This is a genomic window from Cognatundibacterium luofuense, assembly GCF_018139685.1.
GTDB lineage: Bacteria > Pseudomonadota > Gammaproteobacteria > Burkholderiales > Burkholderiaceae_D > Undibacterium > Undibacterium luofuense.
In genome coordinates this window covers 252104-273447 of sequence record NZ_JAGSPN010000002.1, presented here as the reverse complement: position 1 = coordinate 273447, position 21344 = coordinate 252104, and the positions used below count along the sequence as shown (strand labels likewise).

The following is a 21344-nucleotide window of genomic DNA, read 5'->3' as shown; positions in this document are numbered from 1 at the left end:
ATGACTTTGGGTTTAACGCATTATTTGGTGCTTGGCGCGATTTTGTTTGCGATCTCGATCGTTGGTATTTTTCTGAATCGCAAAAATGTGATCGTTTTACTCATGGCGATCGAACTGATGTTGTTGGCAGTTAATATTAACTTCATCGCTTTTTCCCATTATCTCGGGGATGCTGCAGGGCAGATTTTCGTGTTCTTTATTCTAACAGTCGCCGCTGCTGAATCTGCGATTGGTCTTGCTATTCTTGTCGTTTTGTTCCGTAATCTGGACACAATCAACGTCGAAGATCTGGACGCTCTTAAAGGTTAATGGAAATATGCCAGCTTTTATTTAAAGCTGGCATGAACTGTTGCGGATTTAAAATAAGTATTAAGCAAAAAGGGTCATTATGACGGGGCAACTTAACCCACAACTACTTTTAGCCGTGCCACTTGCGCCATTGGCTGGGTCGGCGATTGCGGGCTTATTAGGCACCAAATTTTTCGGGAATGTTGTAGGCCGCAAGGTTTCTCATTCAGCGACAATTTTGGGTGTACTGATCGCATTTATTATTTCAGCAATGACTTTCAAGCAACTGCTTGATGGTGCTGCTGTTTACAATGCGACGGTATACGAATGGATGACAGTCGCTGGCCTGAAGCTTGAGGTAGGTTTTCTCGTCGATAATCTGACCGCAATGATGATGTGTGTTGTGACTTTTGTGTCTTTGATGGTTCACATCTACACGATCGGTTACATGGAAGAAGACGAAGGTTACAACCGTTTCTTTTCGTATATTTCCTTGTTCACATTTTCGATGCTGATGCTTGTAATGAGCAACAATTTCCTCCAGCTGTTTTTCGGATGGGAGGCAGTTGGCCTTGTTTCGTACCTGTTGATCGGTTTTTGGTACACCAAAGACACGGCCGTGTACGCCAACATGAAGGCTTTCTTAGTCAACCGTGTTGGTGACTTTGGCTTCATTCTGGGTATTGGCTTGCTGTTGGCATATGCCGGTTCCATGAACTATGCGGAAGTTTTTGCGAAAAAAGATGAGCTGGCTAAACTGATGCTCCCCGGAACAGACTGGATGCTGATTACTGTTGCCTGTATCTGTCTTTTTATCGGCGCGATGGGTAAGTCTGCGCAATTCCCGCTGCACGTCTGGTTGCCTGACTCCATGGAAGGCCCTACACCTATTTCCGCACTGATTCACGCTGCGACAATGGTAACGGCCGGTATTTTCATGGTGTCTCGCATGTCACCGTTGTTTGAGCTGTCTGACACTGCTTTGTCATTTATCATCGTTATAGGCTCGATTACCGCGTTGTTCATGGGCTTTCTTGGAATTATCCAGAACGATATTAAGCGTGTTGTCGCGTATTCGACATTGTCTCAGCTGGGTTACATGACTGTCGCGTTAGGTGCATCCGCCTACTCTGTAGCGGTTTTCCATCTGATGACTCATGCATTTTTCAAAGCTCTGTTATTCCTTGCCGCAGGTTCTGTGATCATCGGTATGCACCATGACCAGGATATTCGTAACATGGGTGGCTTGCGCAAGTACATGCCGATCACTTGGATAACCTCTCTGCTCGGTTCTCTTGCACTGATTGGTACGCCATTCTTTTCAGGTTTTTACTCAAAAGACAGCATTATCGAAGCTGTTGCCGCGACTCATATCGCAGGTGCAGGTTTCGCTAAATTTGCTGTGTTAGCAGGTGTTTTTGTTACTGCGTTCTATTCTTTCCGTATGTATTTCCTGGTGTTCCACGGAGAAGAACGGTTTGGTAAAGCTCATGACCATCATGGGCATGATGATCACGATGCACATGATGACCATCACCATGGTCTGGCACCTGGACAAAAACCTCACGAGTCGCCATTCGTTGTCTGGTTCCCGCTTGTAATGCTGGCGATTCCATCAGTTTTAGTTGGCTTTATCGCAATCGAGCCAATGTTGTTTGGCGAGTTCTTCAAGGGCGTTATCTTTGTTTCAGAGACTCATCCTGCGATGCACGAGCTGCACGAGGAGTTCCACGGTGCGGTTGGCATGGCGATTCATGCGCTGACAACATTGCCATTCTGGCTGGCTCTTGCTGGTGTTGCTACGTCATATTTCTTCTACATGGTGAAGCCATCGATCCCAGCTGGAATCAAAGAACGCGCCTCTGCAATTTATACTTTGCTTGATAATAAATATTACATGGACAAATTCAACGAAGTAGTGTTCGCCGGTGGCGCTCGCGTACTCGGTAATGGTCTGTGGAATATCGGTGACAAACGAATCATCGACGGTTTGGTTGTAAACGGAAGTGCCAAACTGGTTGGTTGGATCGCGAAGCTGGTTCGTCATTTCCAAAGTGGTTATATCTACCACTACGCATTTGTCATGATTCTCGGCGTAATTCTGTTCCTGTTTTACTTTATGCCTACACCGTTCGGCAAATAATTCACCTGGCTAAATAATCAGAACTATGATGCAGTCTACTTCTTCATTACTCAGCCTGGCGATTTGGTGCCCGATCGCATTCGGCTTCTTTATTCTTGCATTCGGCCGCGATTCTAATCGTGGTTTGGTGCGGGGAGTTTCTTTAATCGGCGCATTGGCAAGTTTTCTTGTAACGCTGCCTTTAATAAAAAATTTCGACAACGCTGCCCATGGTTTGCAATTTGTCGAAAAATACACCTGGATTGAAAAATTCAATGTTTTTTACGCGCTTGGTATTGATGGGATCTCGCTTTGGTTCGTACCATTGACGGCATTTATCACGATTATCGTGGTGATTGCGGCGTGGGAAGTTATCGAAAAGCAGGTCGCACAGTACATGGGAGCATTCCTGATTTTGTCAGGGCTGATGGTTGGCGTCTTCAGTGCAACTGACGGCATGCTGTTTTACATTTTCTTCGAAGCAACCCTGATCCCGATGTATATCATCGTGGGTGTCTGGGGTGGTCCGAATCGTGTGTATGCAGCGTTTAAGTTTTTTCTTTACACGTTGCTCGGCTCACTTCTGACGCTTGTTGCAATTATTTATTTGTATATCAAAGCCGGTCATTCGTTTGAAATCCAGGTCTGGCATCAGTTGCCATTGCCAATGGACGTGCAGATTCTGATTTTCTTTGCGTTCTTTATGGCATTTGCAGTCAAAGTACCTATGTGGCCTGTCCATACATGGTTGCCGGATGCTCACGTTGAGGCACCTACCGGTGGTTCTGTGGTTCTGGCGGCAATCATGTTGAAGCTTGGAGCTTATGGTTTCCTGCGTTTCTCGATGCCGATTGCGCCGGACGCAAGCCACTATTTGTCTGGATTTGTTATTACCTTGTCGCTGATCGCGGTGATTTATATTGGTTTGGTTGCACTGGTTCAGGCAGACATGAAGAAGCTGGTCGCGTATTCGTCGATCGCTCACATGGGTTTTGTGACTTTGGGTTTCTTCGTGTTCAATGATATGGCTGCGCAGGGCGCTATTGTTCAGATGATCTCCCATGGCTTCGTTTCGGGTGCAATGTTCTTGTGTATCGGCGTTTTGTATGACCGAGTACACAGCCGTGAAATCGCCGATTACGGTGGCGTTGTTAATACCATGCCGCGTTTTGCAGCGTTTTTCGTATTGTTCTCCATGGCGAACTGCGGATTACCTGCTACTTCAGGTTTCGTCGGCGAGTTCATGGTAATTCTGGGGGCAGTGAAGTTTAATTTCTGGATTGGCTTGCTGACTGCAACTGCGCTGATCTTCGGTGCTGCATATTCGTTATGGATGGTGAAACGCGTTATTTTTGGCAATATCAAGCACAAGCATGTTGCTGAACTCACTGATTTGAACGGACGTGAATTCTTTATGTTGGGCACACTGGCTATTTGCGTGTTGGTGATGGGCTTGTACCCTGGTGTATTCACCGATTCGATGCAAGTTTCGGTCACCGATCTTCTGAAACATGTAGCGGTATCAAAGCTGGTGCCGTAAATAAGGGCGTGGTTACTATAGTTGCCGGGCATGCCCGGCAACATATCTAAGCAAGTAGAAAATAAAATGAACTTCATTCCACTTTATCCTGAAATCTTTCTGCTGGTGGCAATCTGCGCCATCTTGCTGACAGATATGTTTTTATCAGACAGTAAGCGTTATCTGACTTATGTCTTAAGTCTGGTTGCCCTGGGAGTTACCGCTGCACTGACCTTGTCGACCGGAAATAGTGGCGGCTCAGAATATACCAGCAGCAACATGTTTGTTTCTGATCCATTGTCTATGGTTCTGAAACTCGCGTCTTATGCGGCCGTTGGTATGACTTTGATTTATTCCCGGACTTATGCAACCGCTCGTGGAATGTCAAATGGTAGCTTGGGCGGCGAGTTTTATGTTCTGGCTCTGTTCGCACTGCTTGGCCAGATGGTGATGATTTCAGGTAATAATTTTCTGATCATTTACCTTGGTCTGGAATTGATGTCACTGGCTTTATATGCTTTGGTAGCTTTGCGTCGTGATCACACGATTTCGACCGAGGCATCGATGAAGTACTTTGTCCTTGGCGCGCTGGCTTCTGGTTTTATGCTGTACGGTATTTCGATGTTGTACGGTGCAACTGGCACACTCGATCTGACTGAAGTTGCGAAAGCATCTGCATCTGCAACAGCAAACAAAACTATCCTGGTTTTCGGTATCGTTTTTCTGGTAGCTGGTCTGGCATTTAAACTGGGCGTAGTTCCGTTCCACATGTGGGTTCCTGACGTTTATCACGGAGCACCGACAGCGGTAACATTGTTACTGGGTGGCGCACCTAAGCTGGCAGCGTTTGCGATCACTTTCCGTCTGTTGGTGGAAGGCCTGTTTGCTCAAGCTGTTGACTGGCAACAAATGCTGGTCGTGCTGGCAGTATTGTCGATGGCCGTCGGTAACATTACGGCGATTGCCCAGACGAACATTAAGCGTATGCTGGCTTACTCAACTATTTCGCAGATGGGTTTCATGCTGTTGGGCTTGCTGTCGGGTGTTGCGAATGGTAGCGCGGGTAATGCTGCAGACGCGTACAGTGCGTCGATGTTTTACAGCATTACCTATGTTCTGACTACGTTAGGTACCTTCGGCGTCATCATGTTGTTGTCCCGCGCCGGATTTGAGGCAGATACACTGGAAGACTTTAAAGGTCTGAATAAACGTTCTCCTTGGTTCGCATTCGTCATGCTGTTGCTGATGTTCTCTCTGGCGGGTATTCCACCAATGGTTGGTTTCTATGCGAAATTATCGGTATTGCAAGCGGTCATTTCGACAGGTCAATTGTGGCTGGCTCTCGTTGCAGTGTTGTTCTCTCTCATCGGTACTTTCTATTACCTGCGCGTAGTGAAAGTGATGTATTTCGATGAAGCGGTAGACACATCAGAAATTCAGACAACAGCAGACATGCGTATCGTTCTGAGTTTGAATGGTCTGGCTGTGTTGGTTTTGGGTATTTTGCCTAGCGGCTTGATGAACGTATGTCTGAATGCGATTGTCAAAACACTGGCTTCATGAGGTTAATCTTTGAATAGCATTAGTGTGTGGATTCTTGGTGGGTTAGCAGTAGTACTGGCTAACCTGCCTTTTATCAGTGAGCGCTGTTTCGCGATTGTCGCGATACAGCGTTTTTCTTTTAAACCATTCTGGCTGCGTTTGATTGAACTGATTTTGTTTTACGGGTTTGTGTTGTTTGCAGGAATGCAGTTTGAGATCGCAAGAGGGAATCGTTTTCCGCAGGAATGGCAATTTTTTGTCGTAACGCTTTGCCTGTTTGTGGTGCTGGCTTTCCCGGGCTTTGTTTACCGATATCTGATGGGGCATCATGCAGCAGAATCAAAATGAAGATATGCATCTGCGTGAGCTGACCAAAGACAGTACGCTGGTTTTGGATGGACATTTCCTCAAGGTGAAGCGCGATACAGTCATTTTGCCGGATGGGAAACAGACAACCCGTGAATACATATTACATCCCGGTGCTGTCGTCATCATTCCTTTAATGAATGATGGTCGTGTGTTGGTGGAGCGTCAGTTCAGATACCCCTTGGACCGTGTATTCATTGAGTTTCCTGCAGGTAAGCTTGAGTATGGCGAAGACTTGCTGACATGTGCAAAGCGGGAACTGGAAGAGGAAACCGGTTGTGCCGCTCAGAACTGGGTGCATCTGACTACTATTCATAACGCGATTGCTTACGCGAATGAACGTATTGAAATTTTCCTTGCGCGCGATATTACTGAAGGCGAACGTCATCTGGATGACGGTGAATTTCTCGAAACTTTCTACGCGACACCGGATGAATTGTCACAGTGGGTCAGGGAGGGGAAGATTACCGATGTGAAAACGATTATCGGTATCTTCTGGCTGGAAAAAATACTGAGAGGTGAGTGGTCGACCTGACTGGGTTTCGAGTTCAGTGTTTAAAGAGTTGATCGTAAATTTTTTCGAAAATAAAAAAGCAGGCTGAATGCCTGCTTTTTTATTTTTTATTAATTCTTACATATTCGGATAGTTTGGTCCGCCGCCGCCTTCCGGTGTGATCCAAACGATATTTTGCGTCGGATCTTTGATGTCGCAGGTCTTACAGTGCACGCAGTTTTGAGCGTTGATCTGCAGTTTGTCCTGACCATCATCTGTTTTCGTAAATTCGTATACCCCGGCCGGACAATAGCGTGTTTCCGGGCCAGCAAATTTAGCGAGGTTAACGTTGACCGGTACGTCAGCATTACGCAGCGTCAGATGGAAAGGCTGGTCTTCTTCATGATTGGTATTCGAAATGAATACGGAAGACAGGCGGTCAAATGTCAGTTTGCCATCTGGTTTCGGATACGGAATCGGCGCAAAGTCAGATGCCGGACGCAAATATTCATGATCTGCTTTCGAATGGCGGAAAGTCCACGGTGCTTTACCACCAAACAGAACCTGATCAATGCCCACCAGCAAGGTACCAACTACCAGACCTTTGCTCATAGATGGCTTGAAGTTACGCGCAACATGCAGCTCTTCATGCAACCATGATGCTTCGAATGCTTTGCTGTAATCGGTCACTTCGTCGTATGCCCGATCTTGTCCCAGTGCGTTGAACACAGCATCTGCTGCCATCATGCCGCTTTTGATTGCAGCATGACTGCCTTTGATACGGCTGGCATTCAGGAAGCCGGCATCACAGCCAATCAATGCGCCACCCGGGAATGTGAGTTTCGGCAGAGATTGCAAGCCACCCGCTGCAATAGCACGTGCACCATAAGAGATACGTTTGCCACCTTCAAAGAACTGACGAATTTCCGGATGCGTTTTGTAACGCTGGAATTCCTCATAAGGTGACAGGTAAGGATTCTCGTAGCCAAGACCAACCACATAACCAACTGCTACCTGATTATTTTCCAGATGGTAGAGGAAAGAACCACCGTAGGTATCGTTATCCAGCGGCCAGCCGGCAGTATGAATGACGAGGCCAGGCTGATGTTTGGCGGGATCAATTTCCCATAACTCTTTAATGCCGATGCCATAGGTTTGCGGATCTTTACCTTTGTTCAGATCGAATTTGGTCATCAGTTGTTTACCGAGATGGCCGCGTGCGCCTTCAGCAAACAAGGTATATTTTGCGTGCAGTTCCATCCCGAGTTGGAAGTTCGGGCCAGCTTCACCTTCGCGCGTCACACCCATATTGCCGGTAGCGACACCTTTTACTGAGCCATCATCGTTGTACAACACTTCTGCAGCAGTAAATCCCGGGAAAATTTCAACACCCAGTGCTTCTGCCTGTTGACCCAGCCAGCGAACGACATTCGCCAGAGAGATGACGTAATTGCCATGATTCTGGAAGCACTTCGGTAATAACCAGTTTGGTGTTTTATAGGCTTTTGTTTCGGATAGAAACAGGAAGCGGTCTTCCGTGACTTCTGTATTCAGCGGAGCACCACGTTCTTTCCAGTCAGGAATCAGTTCAGTCAGTGCTTTTGGATCCATCACCGCGCCCGACAGAATATGGGCGCCAAGTTCACCGCCTTTTTCCAGCAGACAAACAGAAACTTCTTTACCTTGCTCTGCTGCCATTTGTTTTAAACGAATCGCGGCAGACAGGCCAGCAGGGCCTCCGCCTACGATGACGACGTCGTATTCCATCGCATCGCGAGGGCCGAACTGTTCGACAAGATTTTGTGTCATGACTGTTTTCGCTTTCTGAAAATTTTTTCGAACGAACGTGCTAAATTGTTCTCAGCATGGTATCTGCTGGTTTACCAATCTGCAAGTACGGGATTAGAAACCGTCGCCTAGAAAAGCGCAGGTGCTGCCGGTACTGTCGCAGCGTAAGCCGGCTGACCAAAAGACAGAGGTACATGCTGCTGTGGAAGGATGTCTCCATTTGTGTCTGTGCGCCCTTGTACGGAGGCCGGCCGCGGTTCCGGCAGCATCTCCGATGCACGGCGCGACAATACAGGCATTTGTTGTGCCGAGATTATCGCAGCTTCACTGTTTCAGTGCATCAGATGCGATGTGAATTTCCCGGTTTTCATCTGATCCAGCGCTATATTTTCGGCGACTTACAACATTTTGATTTAGCGTTGTGTCATGATTATGCGGATACATGCCTGCGCTTTTCAGCGCGGGATCCATCCACATCAATGCACAGGAGGGACGGCGAATGGGAGTGGAAGTCAATTTTGAGGGGAAAATCGCATTAGTAACCGGCGCCTCCAGTGGCCTTGGCGCACGCTTTGCCAAAGTGCTTGCACAGGCCGGTGCACAGGTGGTGCTGGCTTCCCGCCGTATCGACCGTTTAAAAGAATTACGTGCAGAAATCGAATCTGAGGGCGGTGCAGCCCATGTCGTCAGTCTAGATGTCACTGATTACGCGAGTATTAAGGCGGCGATTGCGCATGCTGAGACTGAAGCAGGCCCGATTGATATCCTGATTAATAATTCTGGTGTGTCAACAACGCAGAAGCTGATTGATGTGACGCCGGATGATTATGCTTATGTAATGGATACCAATCAGCGCGGCGCTTTCTTTGTTGCACAGGAGGCTGCAAAGCGCATGATCGCGCGTCATAAAGGCGATCCGCGCAAGCAACACAGGATTGTTAATATTGCCTCGGTGGCCGGGTTACGTGTGTTACCGCAGATTGGTATTTACTGCATGAGTAAAGCCGCCATTATTCATATGACGAAAGCGATGGCGGTGGAATGGGGGCGTTTTGGTATTAATGTGAATGCGATTTGTCCCGGTTATATCTCGACAGAAATTAACGAAGAATATTTCCGTACTGAACAGGGACGGAAACTGATTGATATGCTGCCGCGCCGTCGCGTTGGTACACCTGAAGATCTGGATGGCTTGCTGTTGTTGTTAGCTGCTGAAGAATCCCGCTTTTTGAATGGCACCATCGTCACTGCAGATGATGGTTTAAGTGCGCAATAAAGATGACTGAACAAAGTAACGAAAAAAAACTGGTGCATACCATGACGATCCCGGTGCGCTGGGGTGACATGGATGCACTGGGGCATGTTAACAATACCGTGTATTTCCGCTACATGGAGCAGGCACGGATTGAATGGCTGGCTGCGATGGGTTGCCTGCCGGATGAAAACGGCAATGGTCCGGTGATTGTCAGTGCCCGTTGTGATTTCCGTAAGCCGCTGACCTATCCGGATCAGGTGGAGGTCTGCACCTATATTTATTCGCTCGGGAAAAGCAGCTTCGAGACTGCGCAGGAAATGCGTTCCGTCAATGACGGTTACGCAGTGTATGCCGAAGGTGGCGCAACCGTTGTCTGGGTTGACAGCAAAACCGGTAAAGGCACGCCGTTCCCGGATGCCATCCGTACCAAATACGCAGAGTTAAAAGGCGATCAGCAAGGCCGTCGCGTACGCTGAATCAGCGAGTGATACCCAGCAATTTATGCACGAGTTCGCTGGAGGTGGAAGCGCTGAACTTTTTCATCAGTTTGGCGCGGTGCATCTCTACCGTGCGCGGGCTCAGATCAATCTGACGCGCAATCAGCTTACTGGTTTTACCCTCCACAATCAGCGCGGCGATTTCGCGTTCGCGCGGCGTCAGTTCGGCAGATACCGGACGTCGCGCACTTAAATCTTCAAACGTCCAGATACCCTCGGCATGCGGATCTGCGCGATGCAGGGCACGGCCGGATACGTGACACCAGAATAGTTCCTGACTGGCGCGTTTCATAATACGCTCATCAGAATAGGAACCCTTCGTGTTCAGAATCGGCGTGATCCGTGCGCCGGTGCGTTCAAACTCATCGGCACTCGGATACAGAATCTGAAACGACTGACCACACAATTCCTGCGGCAGATAGCCGAACATTTCTGCCAGTGCTTCATTGCAGGCCACGATAATACGGTGGCGCGAAACACACATGCCGATGGGTGCCAGGCGGAAAATATCAGCAAAATCGGTGTCGGGCAGCGTAGGGTGCATGGCGCGGCAGTCGGTGTCAGGTAGTTTTACGGTATTGCGGAGTATAACGCAGGTCATTATTCTGCAGAACGGTTCCCGTTATCTGCTACACAATGGATGCAGCAGCGATTCAACCATCAAGGAGACAAGGATGAACAAGGTATTCCCCGATGCAGCAAGCGCATTGGCTGATATCGTCAAAGATAATCAGACGATTGCGGTTGGCGGCTTTGGTTTGTGCGGTATTCCGGAAGCGCTGATTGCCGCGCTGCGCGACAGTGGCGTCAAAGGCTTGACAGCGATTTCTAACAACGCCGGTGTGGATGGCTTTGGCCTCGGCCAGCTGCTGACAACACGCCAGATCCGCAAGATGATTTCATCTTATGTCGGTGAAAACAAAGAGTTCGAACGTCAGTATCTGGCAGGCGAACTGGAGCTGGAATTCACACCACAAGGTACGCTGGCTGAAAAACTGCGTGCCGGCGGCGCGGGCATTCCTGCATTCTTCACCCGTACCGGTGTCGGCACAATTGTGGCTGAGGGCAAGGAAATCCGCGAATTCGATGGTAAGCAATATGTGATGGAACGTTCGCTAGTGGCAGATGTATCGCTGGTAAAAGCCTGGAAAGCCGATAAAGCCGGTAATCTGGTGTATCGCAAAACTGCGCGAAACTTCAATCCGAATGTGGCAATGGCAGGCAAGATCACGGTGGTGGAAGTGGAAGAGCTGGTGGAAACCGGTAGCTTTGATCCGGATGAAGTGCATACACCGGGCATTTTCGTCCACCGTATCGTCGTGAATGCGACGCCGGAAAAACGCATCGAGCAACGCACCGTGCGTCCAACCGAAGCCTAACCAGAATCAGGAGATAACGATGGCATGGAATCGTGATGAAATGGCTGCGCGCGCAGCAAAAGAATTGCAGGACGGTTTTTACGTGAATCTGGGTATTGGTTTGCCAACGCTGGTGGCGAATCACGTGCCGACTGGTATGGAAGTCTGGCTGCAGTCAGAAAACGGTTTGCTCGGTATCGGCCCTTTCCCGACGGAAGCCGAAGTCGATGCAGACCTGATCAATGCCGGTAAGCAGACAGTGACTACACTGGCGGGTTCGTCCATTTTCAGTTCGGCAGATTCGTTCGCGATGATACGCGGCGGCAAAATCAATCTGGCGATTCTGGGCGCGATGCAGGTCAGCGAAAACGGTGATCTGGCGAACTGGATGATTCCGGGCAAAATGGTCAAAGGCATGGGCGGCGCAATGGATCTGGTGGCCGGTGTTGGCCGCGTGGTCGTGCTGATGGAACATGTGGCTAAAGGCGATGCGCCGAAAATCCTGAAACAGTGCAATCTGCCGCTGACCGGTGTCGGTGTGGTGAACCGTATCATCACTGATCTGGGTGTGATTGATGTGACTCCACAAGGCTTGAAAGTCGTCGAGCTGGCGGAAGGTGTGAGCCGCGAAGAAATTGCTGCAAAAACGGAAGCGGCACTGGACTTCTCCCTGCTGGGATAAGCCGGTCGGCGTTTCGGTAGTGCAGGGCGCAGCATGCTGCGCCCTTTTTTCGTTCAGCGGGGCTGGAGAATGCCCCAAAATTGCCCGAAACTGCCTCAAATGCGGACTTTTGCATAGCGATCCGGCGGTCGTCGGCAGAAAGTCCGGCTCTCCGAAAAGTGCTCATGCGGATATCTGCACAATCATCATGCCAGACAAAGAAAAAACGCTGCGCACCACAAGGGTTAGCAGCGTTCTGAGCGGGGATAGCGCGGAGGCTTACTGAGCCGCCCAGCCGCCATCCATATTCCACGCCGCACCGCGAATCTGGCTGGCAGCGTCACTGCACAGAAAAACTGCCAGCTCACCCAACTGATCCGGTGTGACGAATTCGCCGGATGGCTGTTTTTCCAGCAGCAATGCTTTCTTCGCTTCTTCATTGCTCAGGCCATCGCGTTCGGCGCGTGCATCGACTTGCTTTTGCACCAGTGGCGTCAGAACCCAGCCGGGGCAGATCGCGTTACAGGTGACACCGGTTTGCGCGGTTTCCAGTGCTACCGTTTTGGTGAAACCGATCAGACCGTGTTTCGCTGCCACGTAAGCGGATTTGCTGGCGGAAGCCACCAGTCCGTGTACCGAAGCGATATTCAGAATCCGGCCCCAGTTTTTCTGACGCATCAGCGGTAGCGCAAGGCGGGTGGTGTGGAAACAGGCGGTCAGATTGATTGCGATTACCGCATCCCATTTTTCCACCGGAAAATCCTCGACACTGGCCACATGCTGAATGCCGGCATTATTCACCAGCACATCGACGCCACCGAACTCAGCCTGCGCATATTCCATCATCGCGCTGATTTCAGTGGCAATGCTGAGGTCTGCATTGTGATAACCGGTTTGCACACCGAAGGCGGCGCTGATGTCTTCGCGGATGCGGCGAATCTCATCGGCATCACCAAAGCCGTTCAGAATCACATTGGCACCGGCACCCGCCAGTTTGCGGGCAATGCCCAGACCAATGCCGGAGGTGGAACCAGTTACCAGCGCTGTTTTACCGCGCAATGTCGCAGTCGTCATAGCTTTCCTTCCTGTGTGAGATGTGTGTTTCAAAGAATGTTTGACGGTGAATCGGGAAAATTATCAATGATTTTAATGTCAGCGCTCGGTAAAATGTCAGAGAAATTAAGTTGTATCACTGTTCATAGCTGCGCTAACAAGGAGAGCCACATGGAATACCGGCGTCATGATGTGCAATGTCTGTCACCGGCCGGTCTGCACCGGATGGCTTATCAGGAATGGGGCGATCCGCATAATCCGCGTGTGCTGGTATGCGTGCACGGGCTGACCCGTGTTTCTTCAGACTTCGATGCGCTGGCGACCAGTCTCTGCGATACCTATCGCGTGGTCTGTCCCGATGTAGTCGGGCGTGGGTACTCCGGCCATCTGGCGAATCCGGCGTTTTATGCGATTCCTCAGTACGTCAGTGATATGGTTACTTTACTGGCGCGTGTGAATGCTGAACAGGTGGACTGGGTAGGAACATCGATGGGCGGCCTGATCGGTATGATACTGGCGGCGCAGAACGATTCGCCGATCCGGCAACTGGTGCTGAATGATGTCGGACCCGCACTCGACCCTGCAGCGCTGGCTCGCATTGGCACCTATGTCGGTGATGATGTGCGCTTTGCGACCCGCGATGAAGCCGTTGCCTATATCCGCGCGATTTCTGATTCTTTTGGTCCGCACTCCGATGTGCAATGGGACAAAATGGCTGGTGATGTATTGCGCCAGAATCCCGATGGCAGCTGGCGTCGTCACTATGATTTGCGCCTGTCGCAAGCCTTTGCCAACGCAACACCGGAAGCACTGAAAGCAGGGGAGCAAACTTTGTGGGCTGCTTACGACGCGATTCAGGCACGCACCTTGCTCATCCGCGGTGCAGAATCGGATTTGCTGACACCGGAAACTGCTGCGCAGATGCAGCAGCGCGGGCCGAAAGCAGCACTGACTGAATTTGACGGCGTTGGACATGCGCCGATGTTTCAGCAGCCTGAACAAATTCAGGCCGTGAAAGATTTTTTATTAGCAAAGTAAGAGAGAACGTTTATGGAAATTCGTCGCATGCATGTTGGTCCGCGTTTGTCCGAGGCCGCGATTTACAACGGTGTGGTGTATCTTGCCGGTCAGATTCCGGAAGATGTCAGTCAGGATATTTACGGCCAGACCCGTGAAGTACTGGGTCATGTAGAGCGCTTGCTGAATGAGGCCGGCAGCGATAAATCCCGTATTTTGTCCTGCCAGATTTTTCTGAAAGATATTCAGCAAATCGGCGCGATGAATGAAGTCTGGGATACATGGGTTGCAGCTGGCAATACGCCACCACGTGCGACTGTGCAAGCGCCGCTGGCTGATCCGGCCTGGCTGATCGAAGTGGTTGTTACCGCTGCACTGAAATAATAAATTAAGAAAAGATATACCGCACCATGGTTTCTACATCCGTTGCCCAGTCTGAAGCGCAGTTACTGGAAAGCCTGTCTGAATCAGACAAAGATAAACTGATCGCTGCGCTGGATTTTGTCACGCCGTATTATCAGGAACAGGCTGTGATTACCGGTCAGAATGCGCTGGCGTTTTCACGCGGCGTGGCCAGCACACTGGCGATGCTGCGAACGGATGTGGATTCGCGGATTGCAGCATTGCTGTTCGAATTGCCTGATCTGGCTCCGAAAGCAGCAGAGCAGATTGAAGCCCGTTTTGGTGCAGAAATTGCCGATCTGGTCACTGGTACACGTCGCCTGTTACGTCTGCGTGAAGCGGCGCTGACACAGCATGATCCGGGCAAAGGTAAAGATGCGGCCGACAAAGCCGCCGCGCAAATGGAAACGCTGCGCAAAATGGTGCTGGCAATGGCGAGTGATATGCGGGTGGTGCTGATACGGCTCGCGTCGCGTGTCACCACTCTGCGCTATTTTGCCGAAGTCAAAAAAGAAGACGGTGCCGCCCGTCAGTACGCCAGCGAAACCATGGATTTGTATGCGCCACTGGCAAATCGTCTGGGTGTGTGGCAACTGAAGTGGGAACTGGAAGATTTATCGTTCCGCTTTCTGGAACCGGATCAGTACAAACGCATTGCCAAAATGCTCGAAGAAAAACGGGTCGAGCGCGAATCCTTTGTTGTCAATTCGATTGCCCGTCTGAATACCGAGATGAAAGCAGCCGGTGTGCGCGCCGAAGTGTCAGGCCGGCCTAAACACATCTACAGCATCTGGAAAAAGATGAAAGGGAAATCCGTCGATTTCCGTGAGCTGTACGATGTCCGTGCCTTCCGTGTGATTGTTGATGATATTAAGGATTGCTATACCGTGCTCGGTATCGTGCATAACGCATGGGCGCCGATTCCGAAAGAATTTGACGATTACATCTCGCGTCCGAAACCAAACGGGTATAAATCGTTGCACACGGTTGTGATGGTGGATGATGGTCGTCCGCTGGAAGTGCAGATACGTACCCGTGAAATGCATCAGTTCGCAGAGTACGGCGTTGCAGCGCACTGGCGTTATAAAGAAAGCGGCGGTTCTAATTTCACGGCGCAGGAGTACGATGAAAAAATCGCCTGGTTGCGTCAGTTGCTCGCCTGGAAAACCGATGTGGCCGATGCGGTGGTGGAACATGAGGATGTGCAAAAAGAATGGGTGGAAAAACTTAAATCTGCTTCGCTGGATGACCGTATTTATGTGCTGACGCCGCAGGCAAAAGTGATTGAGTTGCCGACGAATGCCACGCCGGTGGATTTTGCATATCAATTACATACAGATGTTGGACATCGCTGCCGTGGGGCGAAGGTGGACAGCATCATGGTGCCGCTGAATACCCGTTTGCAGAATGGTCAGACGGTGGAAATCATCACGCTGAAAGCTGGCTCGCCGCAAACAGGCCCATCGCGCGACTGGCTGAGTCCTGAATACTCGGTCAGCACCCGGACCCGCAGCAAAATCCGCGCATGGTTCAATGCAATCGACCAGCAGCAAACCCTGTCAGAAGGGCGTGCGATGGTTGAAAAAACACTGCAGCGGGAAGGTAAGACAGCGGTCAATCTGGAAGACCTTGCACGCAAACTGGGTTTTGCTTCGCCCGACGAATTATTCTTATCGGTTGGTAAGGAGGAGTTCAGCCTGCGACAGATTGAACTGGTTTTGCGCGAACAGCCGCCAGAACCTGAGCTGCCTGATGAATTGCAAATCACCAATAAAAGCCGCGCTTCCAGCGTGATTCAGGGAGCAAAATCCGGTGTGCTGGTGGTGGGTACGGATGGCCTGATGACGCAACTGGCGCGATGCTGCAAGCCTGCGCCGCCGGATGATATTGTTGGTTTTGTCACGCGCGGCAAAGGTGTGTCGATCCACAGGCTGAGTTGCAAGAATTTTGCCGAAATGCGCAATAAGGCACCTGAGCGCGTGATTCAGACCACCTGGGGTGATCAGGTGCGCGATACGGTGTTTCCTGTTGATATTTTCGTGCTTGCGCAGGACCGTCAGGGCTTGCTGCGCGATATTTCCGAAGTGTTGTCGAAGGAGAAAATCAACGTGATCGGTGTTCACACGCAAAGCGCAAAAGCGCAGGCCAGAATGTCATTTACGGTTGAAATCAGCGGTACTTCCCAGTTGGTTAAAGCATTGAATGCTATTCGTGATGTCACTGGTATTCTGGAAGTTCGCCGGCAGTAATATAAAATATCGCGGCAGGGCTAGCTTTTTTCGTTGGCCTTGCTATAATGCTGCTCCTATAGACGCGTAGCTCAGCTGGTTAGAGCACTACCTTGACATGGTAGGGGTCGTTGGTTCGAGTCCAATCGTGTCTACCACAAATTCAGATAAGAGCGAGAAAGGCAACCCGGTTATGACACCGCGAACTACCACATTGTTGGTTTGTGAGTGACGCTAGTCAGGGTTCTTTTTCGTTTTTCAGTAAAAGAAAAAGCACGGCTAGCCGTGCTTTTTTTTCGTCCAGAAATTTCCGCATTTTTCCGTTTCTTTTGTATTTTGCCACTTGGAGAGTGACATGATCTCAGTAAAACTTCCTGATGGTTCTTTGCGTCAGTTCGATGCACCGGTAACTGTTGCCCAGGTGGCAGCCAGTATTGGTGCTGGTTTAGCAAAAGCAGCACTGGCGGGCCGCGTTGATGGCAAGCTTGTGGATACTTCCTTCCTGATTGAACAAGATTCCGATCTGGCGATTGTGACTGATAAGGATGCGGACGGTCTGGAAGTTATTCGTCACTCGACAGCGCACTTGCTGGCTTATGGGGTAAAAGAATTGTTTCCTGATGCGCAGGTCACTATTGGCCCAGTGATCGAAAACGGTTTTTATTACGACTTTTCATACAAGCGCCCGTTCACTCCGGACGATTTGCTGGCGATTGAGAAGAAAATGGCTGAACTGGCGAAAAAAGATGAGCCGGTCACCCGCAAAGTGCTGCCGCGTGACGAAGCAGTGTCGTATTTCAAATCCATCGGTGAAAACTATAAGGCAGAGATTATTGCTTCGATTCCGCAAGGTGAAGATGTTTCTCTGTACACCGAAGGTAATTTCACCGATTTATGCCGTGGGCCGCACGTACCGTCAACCGGCAAGCTGAAAGTATTCAAGCTGATGAAACTGGCCGGTGCTTACTGGCGTGGTGATGCGAAAAATGAAATGCTGCAGCGTGTCTATGGCACTGCCTGGGCGAAAAAGGAAGAGCAGGAAGCGTATCTGCATATGCTGGAAGAGGCAGAGAAGCGTGATCACCGTAAGTTGGGTAAGTCGCTGGATCTGTTCCACTTCCAGGATGAGGCGCCAGGCCTGGTGTTCTGGCATGCAAAAGGCTGGACAGTCTGGCAGCAAGTAGAGCAGTACATGCGCAAGGTGTATCAGGACTGCGGTTATCAGGAAGTGAAAGGTCCGCAGATTCTGGATAGTTCTTTGTGGGGCAAAACCGGTCACTGGGATAACTACAAAGACAATATGTTTGTCACAGAATCGGAAAATCGCTCGTATGCGCTGAAACCAATGAATTGCCCGGGACATGTGCAGATTTTTAATTCCGGTATGAAGTCTTACCGTGATCTGCCATTGCGCTTCGGTGAATTCGGTCAGTGTCACCGCAACGAACCTTCCGGTGCATTGCACGGCATTATGCGTGTGCGCGGCTTTACGCAGGATGATGGCCATATTTTCTGTACTGAAGAGCAGATTCAGTCGGAAGTGACAGCTTTCCATCCGCAAGCGATGAAGGTTTATCAGGACTTCGGTTTCAAGAATATTTCGATCAAGCTGGCGCTGCGTCCTGAAAACCGTATCGGTACCGATGAAGTCTGGGATCGTGCGGAGGAAACTCTGCGCGCCGGTCTGCGTGCCTGTGGTGTGGAACAGTGGGAAGAGTTGCCGGGTGAAGGTGCGTTCTATGGACCTAAAATCGAATATCACCTGAAAGATAGTCTGGGTCGTCCATGGCAGGTGGGTACGATGCAGGTCGACTTCTTTATGCCGGGTCGTCTGGGTGCGGAATATGTTGCGGACGATAACAGTCGTAAAGTGCCAGTGATGCTGCACCGTGCAATTGTTGGTTCGATGGAGCGTTTTATCGGTATCCTGATCGAAAATCACGCTGGTGCATTGCCGTTGTGGCTGGCTCCGGTGCAGATTTCGGTGCTGAATATTTCCGATGCGCAGGCTGAATACGCGAAAAACCTTGCTGAAATCCTGAGAAAACAAGGATTTAGAGCGAACGCTGATTTGCGCAACGAGAAAATTACCTATAAAATACGCGAGCATTCTATGCAAAAATTACCGTACATCGTTGTCGTCGGTGATAAAGAGCGTGATGCAAACACTGTCGCTGTGCGTACACGTGGCAATCAGGATCTGGGCGTTATGTCGCTCGAAGCCTTTATTTCCCGTCTTCAGGACGAGGTATCAACCAAGGTGTAATCCGTTGTCAGGGCAGCCCCGCCGGTAAAGCGGGGCAGCACGGCTTTGATTATTTTTTTTGAAGGAAACGGCAATAGCTACCGATAAGACACATCGTATCAACGGGGAAATCAACGCATCTGAAGTGCGACTGTCCGGCGTTGATAACGAACCTCTGGGTATCGTGAAATTAAGTGAAGCCTTCCGCCTGGCGGAAGAGGCTGAAGTTGACCTCGTTGAAATTGCGCCTAACGCGCAACCTCCGGTTTGCCGCCTGATGGATTACGGCAAGTTCAAGTATCAGGAGCAGAAAAAAGCTCATGAAGCCAAAATGAAACAAAAAGTCATTTCGGTGAAAGAGATTAAATTCCGTCCGGGTACAGACGATGGCGATTACAACATCAAGCTGCGTAACCTGATTAAGTTCCTCGAGGAAGGTGATAAGACCAAAATCACACTGCGTTTCCGCGGTCGTGAAATGGCTCACCAGGATATCGGTGTGCGTATGCTGGAGCGCCTGAAGCAAGATCTGGAGCCATATGGCCAGGTTGAGCAATTCCCGAAAGTGGAAGGCCGTCAGATGGTGATGGTTCTGGCACCGAAGAAGAAAAAGTAATCCGGTTTTACCGATATTACAGAATTCGCCCGGTGAATCTGCCGGGCAGAATGCAGTCTGGAAACAGACTGCACTAATAAGTGAGAAGTAGGCATCCAAGAGCAGTGAATTTGCTGCCACCTACCATCATATATAACGGAGCTGTCGAAAAGACAGAGATGCTATGCCAAAAATGAAGACGAAAAGCAGCGCGAAAAAGCGCTTCCGCGTCCGTCCGGGCGGTACTGTAAAACGTGGTCAAGCGTTCAAACGTCACATTCTGACTAAGAAAACGACCAAAAACAAACGTCAGCTGCGCGGTGCCGTAGGTGTTCACAGCACCAATATGGAATCCGTGGCACGTATGATGCCAAGTGCTTAACCTCAACACCGTTAAGGAGTAATTATGCCTAGAGTAAAACGTGGGGTTACAGCTCGTGCCCGTCATAAAAAAGTTCTGAACCTTGCAAAAGGTTACCGTGGTCGTCGCAGTAAAGTATTCCGTATTGCTAAGCAAGCAGTTATGCGCGCTGGCCAATACGCATACCGTGACCGCCGCAACAAAAAACGTGTATTCCGCGCACTGTGGATCGCGCGTATCAACGCTGGTGCACGTCAACACGGCATCACTTACAGCGTGTTCATGAACGGCCTGAAAAAAGCCGCGATTGCACTCGACCGTAAAGTGCTGGCTGACATGGCTGTAACTGACAAAGCTGCTTTCGCTGCTATTGTGAACCAAGTTAAAGCCAACCTGGCAGCGTAATCTGACTTACAGTCGCGCTGGCTGACTTTCACTGGTCAGCCACAGCAAACGGGGCAAAGGTTGATTCCTGTGCCCCGTTTTGTTTTCAGTTTTTCATTCAGCTTCTAGTCAGCGGGAACAACGCATGAATTCATTAGATCAAATTGTCAGCCAGGCCCGTGCTGATTTTCTTGCAGCACCGGATGCTGCAGCGCTCGAAAACGCCAAAGCGGTATATCTGGGAAAAAGCGGCCAGATAACCGAACTCATGAAAAGCCTGGGGAAACTGGCACCGGAAGAGCGTAAAGCACAGGGAGCAGTGATTAATGCTGCCAAAACACAGATTGAAAATGCGCTAACCGAGCGCCGCGATGCGCTGGCAAATGCTCAGTTGCAGGCGCGCCTGAATGCAGAGGCAATTGATGTGACCCTGCCTGGCCGTGGCCGTGGTGTTGGTGGTATTCACCCGGTAATGCGCACATGGCAGCGGATTGAAGAGATTTTCCGTTCTATCGGTTTCGACGTGGCAGACGGCCCGGAAATCGAAAATGACTGGACCAATTTTACTGCGCTGAACAGCCCGGAAAACCATCCGGCACGTTCGATGCAGGATACTTTTTATGTGGACGGGCATGACAGCCAGGGTAACCAGTTGCTGCTGCGTACCCACACCAGCCCTATGCAAGTGCGTTACGCACGTGCGAACCAGCCGCCGATCAAAGTAATCGCGCCGGGACGTACCTATCGCGTAGACAGCGATGCGACACACTCTCCAATGTTCCATCAGGTTGAAGGCCTGTGGATTGCTGAAAACATCAGCTTTGCTGATCTGAAAGGTGTGTACCTGAATTTCGTTCGTGCTTTCTTTGAAACCGATGATCTGCAAGTGCGTTTCCGCCCATCCTATTTCCCGTTCACCGAACCATCAGCAGAGATTGATATCGCTTTCGGCAGCGGTCCGCTGAAAGGTCGCTGGCTGGAAGTTTCCGGCTCAGGTCAGGTGCATCCTTCCGTGATCCGCAATATGGGTCTGGACCCGGAAAAATATATCGGTTTCGCGTTCGGTTCCGGTCTGGAGCGTCTGACGATGCTGCGCTATGGTGTGAACGATCTGCGCCTGTTCTACGAGGGTGATCTGCGTTTCCTGAAGCAGTTCAACTGATCCCGACA

General features: G+C 50.2%; 21 protein-coding genes and 1 tRNA gene. 19 read left to right on the top strand and 3 right to left on the bottom strand.

The genetic code is table 11. The features are described from left to right. The 6 genes from nuoK to KDM89_RS04595 all read left to right on the top strand — a co-directional run bounded on the left by nuoK (window position 1) and on the right by KDM89_RS04595 (window position 6372). On the top strand, window positions 1–309 hold the full coding sequence (nuoK, locus tag KDM89_RS04620) for an NADH-quinone oxidoreductase subunit NuoK (RefSeq protein WP_189355593.1): 309 nt from the start codon (window positions 1–3) through the stop codon (window positions 307–309). Window positions 310–388: 79 nt separating this feature from the next. Next, window positions 389–2431, top strand: a complete 2043-nt coding sequence (gene nuoL, locus KDM89_RS04615) for an NADH-quinone oxidoreductase subunit L (RefSeq protein ID WP_212686772.1) — start codon at window positions 389–391, stop codon at window positions 2429–2431. A 25-nt stretch (window positions 2432–2456) separates the two neighbouring features. After that, entirely contained in the window at window positions 2457–3950 is a 1494-nt protein-coding gene (locus tag KDM89_RS04610) for an NADH-quinone oxidoreductase subunit M (RefSeq protein ID WP_212686771.1), read from the top strand. A 66-nt stretch (window positions 3951–4016) separates the two neighbouring features. Next, window positions 4017–5492, top strand: a complete 1476-nt coding sequence (gene nuoN, locus KDM89_RS04605) for an NADH-quinone oxidoreductase subunit NuoN (protein ID WP_212686770.1) — start codon at window positions 4017–4019, stop codon at window positions 5490–5492. Between the two features lie 9 nt (window positions 5493–5501). Beyond that, on the top strand, window positions 5502–5819 hold the full coding sequence (locus KDM89_RS04600) for a DUF2818 family protein (RefSeq protein WP_212686769.1): 318 nt from the start codon (window positions 5502–5504) through the stop codon (window positions 5817–5819). Then, on the top strand, window positions 5800–6372 hold the full coding sequence (locus KDM89_RS04595; RefSeq protein ID WP_212686768.1) for an NUDIX domain-containing protein: 573 nt from the start codon (window positions 5800–5802) through the stop codon (window positions 6370–6372). Before KDM89_RS04600 ends, KDM89_RS04595 begins: the two co-directional genes overlap by 20 nt. A gap of 96 nt (window positions 6373–6468) precedes the next feature. On the opposite strand, the gene KDM89_RS04590 is transcribed toward KDM89_RS04595, so the two are convergent. After that, entirely contained in the window at window positions 6469–8097 is a 1629-nt protein-coding gene (locus KDM89_RS04590) for an electron transfer flavoprotein-ubiquinone oxidoreductase (protein WP_212686900.1), read from the bottom strand. Window positions 8098–8617: 520 nt separating this feature from the next. On the opposite strand from KDM89_RS04590, the gene KDM89_RS04585 reads away from it, so the two are divergent. Further along, the gene (locus tag KDM89_RS04585) at window positions 8618–9394 is read left to right on the top strand and encodes an SDR family oxidoreductase (RefSeq protein WP_212686767.1); all 777 of its coding nucleotides are present in this window, start codon (window positions 8618–8620) and stop codon (window positions 9392–9394) included. A 2-nt stretch (window positions 9395–9396) separates the two neighbouring features. Continuing rightward, the gene (locus tag KDM89_RS04580; protein WP_212686766.1) at window positions 9397–9849 is read left to right on the top strand and encodes an acyl-CoA thioesterase; all 453 of its coding nucleotides are present in this window, start codon (window positions 9397–9399) and stop codon (window positions 9847–9849) included. Between the two features lies 1 nt (window position 9850). Here KDM89_RS04580 and KDM89_RS04575 read toward each other — a convergent pair whose 3' ends face one another. After that, entirely contained in the window at window positions 9851–10414 is a 564-nt protein-coding gene (locus tag KDM89_RS04575) for a LuxR C-terminal-related transcriptional regulator (RefSeq protein WP_212686765.1), read from the bottom strand. Between the two features lie 130 nt (window positions 10415–10544). On the opposite strand from KDM89_RS04575, the gene KDM89_RS04570 reads away from it, so the two are divergent. Beyond that, complete coding sequence (locus KDM89_RS04570; RefSeq protein WP_189355584.1) at window positions 10545–11249, top strand: CoA transferase subunit A; 705 nt, start codon at window positions 10545–10547, stop codon at window positions 11247–11249. Between the two features lie 19 nt (window positions 11250–11268). Further along, entirely contained in the window at window positions 11269–11910 is a 642-nt protein-coding gene (locus KDM89_RS04565; RefSeq protein ID WP_212686764.1) for a CoA transferase subunit B, read from the top strand. A gap of 258 nt (window positions 11911–12168) precedes the next feature. Here the strand turns inward: KDM89_RS04565 and KDM89_RS04560 are convergent, their stop codons facing one another. Continuing rightward, a complete protein-coding gene (locus KDM89_RS04560) occupies window positions 12169–12963 on the bottom strand; it encodes a 3-hydroxybutyrate dehydrogenase (protein ID WP_212686763.1) in 795 nt (264 codons plus the stop codon). Window positions 12964–13113: 150 nt separating this feature from the next. Between KDM89_RS04560 and KDM89_RS04555 the strand changes: the two genes are divergently transcribed. The 9 genes from KDM89_RS04555 to pheS all read left to right on the top strand — a co-directional run bounded on the left by KDM89_RS04555 (window position 13114) and on the right by pheS (window position 21336). Continuing rightward, on the top strand, window positions 13114–13980 hold the full coding sequence (locus tag KDM89_RS04555) for an alpha/beta fold hydrolase (protein WP_230427665.1): 867 nt from the start codon (window positions 13114–13116) through the stop codon (window positions 13978–13980). A gap of 12 nt (window positions 13981–13992) precedes the next feature. Beyond that, window positions 13993–14343 carry a RidA family protein gene (locus KDM89_RS04550; RefSeq protein ID WP_212686762.1) on the top strand — a complete coding sequence of 117 codons (351 nt, stop codon included), beginning with the start codon at window positions 13993–13995 and terminating at the stop codon, window positions 14341–14343. Window positions 14344–14369: 26 nt separating this feature from the next. Continuing rightward, window positions 14370–16610, top strand: a complete 2241-nt coding sequence (locus KDM89_RS04545) for a RelA/SpoT family protein (protein ID WP_212686761.1) — start codon at window positions 14370–14372, stop codon at window positions 16608–16610. 60 nt (window positions 16611–16670) lie between these two features. After that, window positions 16671–16747: transfer RNA gene (locus tag KDM89_RS04540), tRNA-Val, on the top strand. Window positions 16748–16944: 197 nt separating this feature from the next. Beyond that, complete coding sequence (gene thrS, locus KDM89_RS04535; RefSeq protein ID WP_212686760.1) at window positions 16945–18855, top strand: threonine--tRNA ligase; 1911 nt, start codon at window positions 16945–16947, stop codon at window positions 18853–18855. A 58-nt stretch (window positions 18856–18913) separates the two neighbouring features. Further along, complete coding sequence (infC, locus tag KDM89_RS04530; protein WP_189355578.1) at window positions 18914–19450, top strand: translation initiation factor IF-3; 537 nt, start codon at window positions 18914–18916, stop codon at window positions 19448–19450. 163 nt (window positions 19451–19613) lie between these two features. Further along, the gene (gene rpmI / locus KDM89_RS04525) at window positions 19614–19811 is read left to right on the top strand and encodes a 50S ribosomal protein L35 (protein ID WP_189355577.1); all 198 of its coding nucleotides are present in this window, start codon (window positions 19614–19616) and stop codon (window positions 19809–19811) included. Between the two features lie 24 nt (window positions 19812–19835). Then, the gene (gene rplT, locus KDM89_RS04520) at window positions 19836–20195 is read left to right on the top strand and encodes a 50S ribosomal protein L20 (RefSeq protein WP_189355576.1); all 360 of its coding nucleotides are present in this window, start codon (window positions 19836–19838) and stop codon (window positions 20193–20195) included. 124 nt (window positions 20196–20319) lie between these two features. Beyond that, a complete protein-coding gene (gene pheS, locus KDM89_RS04515) occupies window positions 20320–21336 on the top strand; it encodes a phenylalanine--tRNA ligase subunit alpha (protein ID WP_212686759.1) in 1017 nt (338 codons plus the stop codon). Window positions 21337–21344: the final 8 nt, after the last annotated feature.

What these genes read in the sequence shown, in the direction of transcription:
- nuoK (WP_189355593.1), top strand. Translation starts at nt 1, where the DNA reads ATGACTTTGGGTTTAACGCATTATTTGGTGCTTGGCGCGATTTTGTTT.
- KDM89_RS04595 (WP_212686768.1), top strand. Translation starts at nt 5,800, where the DNA reads ATGCAGCAGAATCAAAATGAAGATATGCATCTGCGTGAGCTGACCAAA.
- nuoN (WP_212686770.1), top strand. Translation starts at nt 4,017, where the DNA reads ATGAACTTCATTCCACTTTATCCTGAAATCTTTCTGCTGGTGGCAATC.
- KDM89_RS04585 (WP_212686767.1), top strand. Translation starts at nt 8,618, where the DNA reads ATGGGAGTGGAAGTCAATTTTGAGGGGAAAATCGCATTAGTAACCGGC.
- rpmI (WP_189355577.1), top strand. Translation starts at nt 19,614, where the DNA reads ATGCCAAAAATGAAGACGAAAAGCAGCGCGAAAAAGCGCTTCCGCGTC.
- KDM89_RS04610 (WP_212686771.1), top strand. Translation starts at nt 2,457, where the DNA reads ATGATGCAGTCTACTTCTTCATTACTCAGCCTGGCGATTTGGTGCCCG.
- rplT (WP_189355576.1), top strand. Translation starts at nt 19,836, where the DNA reads ATGCCTAGAGTAAAACGTGGGGTTACAGCTCGTGCCCGTCATAAAAAA.
- KDM89_RS04565 (WP_212686764.1), top strand. Translation starts at nt 11,269, where the DNA reads ATGGCATGGAATCGTGATGAAATGGCTGCGCGCGCAGCAAAAGAATTG.
- KDM89_RS04550 (WP_212686762.1), top strand. Translation starts at nt 13,993, where the DNA reads ATGGAAATTCGTCGCATGCATGTTGGTCCGCGTTTGTCCGAGGCCGCG.
- KDM89_RS04560 (WP_212686763.1), bottom strand. Translation starts at nt 12,963, where the DNA reads ATGACGACTGCGACATTGCGCGGTAAAACAGCGCTGGTAACTGGTTCC.
- KDM89_RS04570 (WP_189355584.1), top strand. Translation starts at nt 10,545, where the DNA reads ATGAACAAGGTATTCCCCGATGCAGCAAGCGCATTGGCTGATATCGTC.
- KDM89_RS04545 (WP_212686761.1), top strand. Translation starts at nt 14,370, where the DNA reads ATGGTTTCTACATCCGTTGCCCAGTCTGAAGCGCAGTTACTGGAAAGC.
- KDM89_RS04590 (WP_212686900.1), bottom strand. Translation starts at nt 8,097, where the DNA reads ATGGAATACGACGTCGTCATCGTAGGCGGAGGCCCTGCTGGCCTGTCT.
- nuoL (WP_212686772.1), top strand. Translation starts at nt 389, where the DNA reads ATGACGGGGCAACTTAACCCACAACTACTTTTAGCCGTGCCACTTGCG.
- thrS (WP_212686760.1), top strand. Translation starts at nt 16,945, where the DNA reads ATGATCTCAGTAAAACTTCCTGATGGTTCTTTGCGTCAGTTCGATGCA.
- KDM89_RS04575 (WP_212686765.1), bottom strand. Translation starts at nt 10,414, where the DNA reads ATGCACCCTACGCTGCCCGACACCGATTTTGCTGATATTTTCCGCCTG.
- KDM89_RS04555 (WP_230427665.1), top strand. Translation starts at nt 13,114, where the DNA reads ATGGAATACCGGCGTCATGATGTGCAATGTCTGTCACCGGCCGGTCTG.
- pheS (WP_212686759.1), top strand. Translation starts at nt 20,320, where the DNA reads ATGAATTCATTAGATCAAATTGTCAGCCAGGCCCGTGCTGATTTTCTT.
- KDM89_RS04580 (WP_212686766.1), top strand. Translation starts at nt 9,397, where the DNA reads ATGACTGAACAAAGTAACGAAAAAAAACTGGTGCATACCATGACGATC.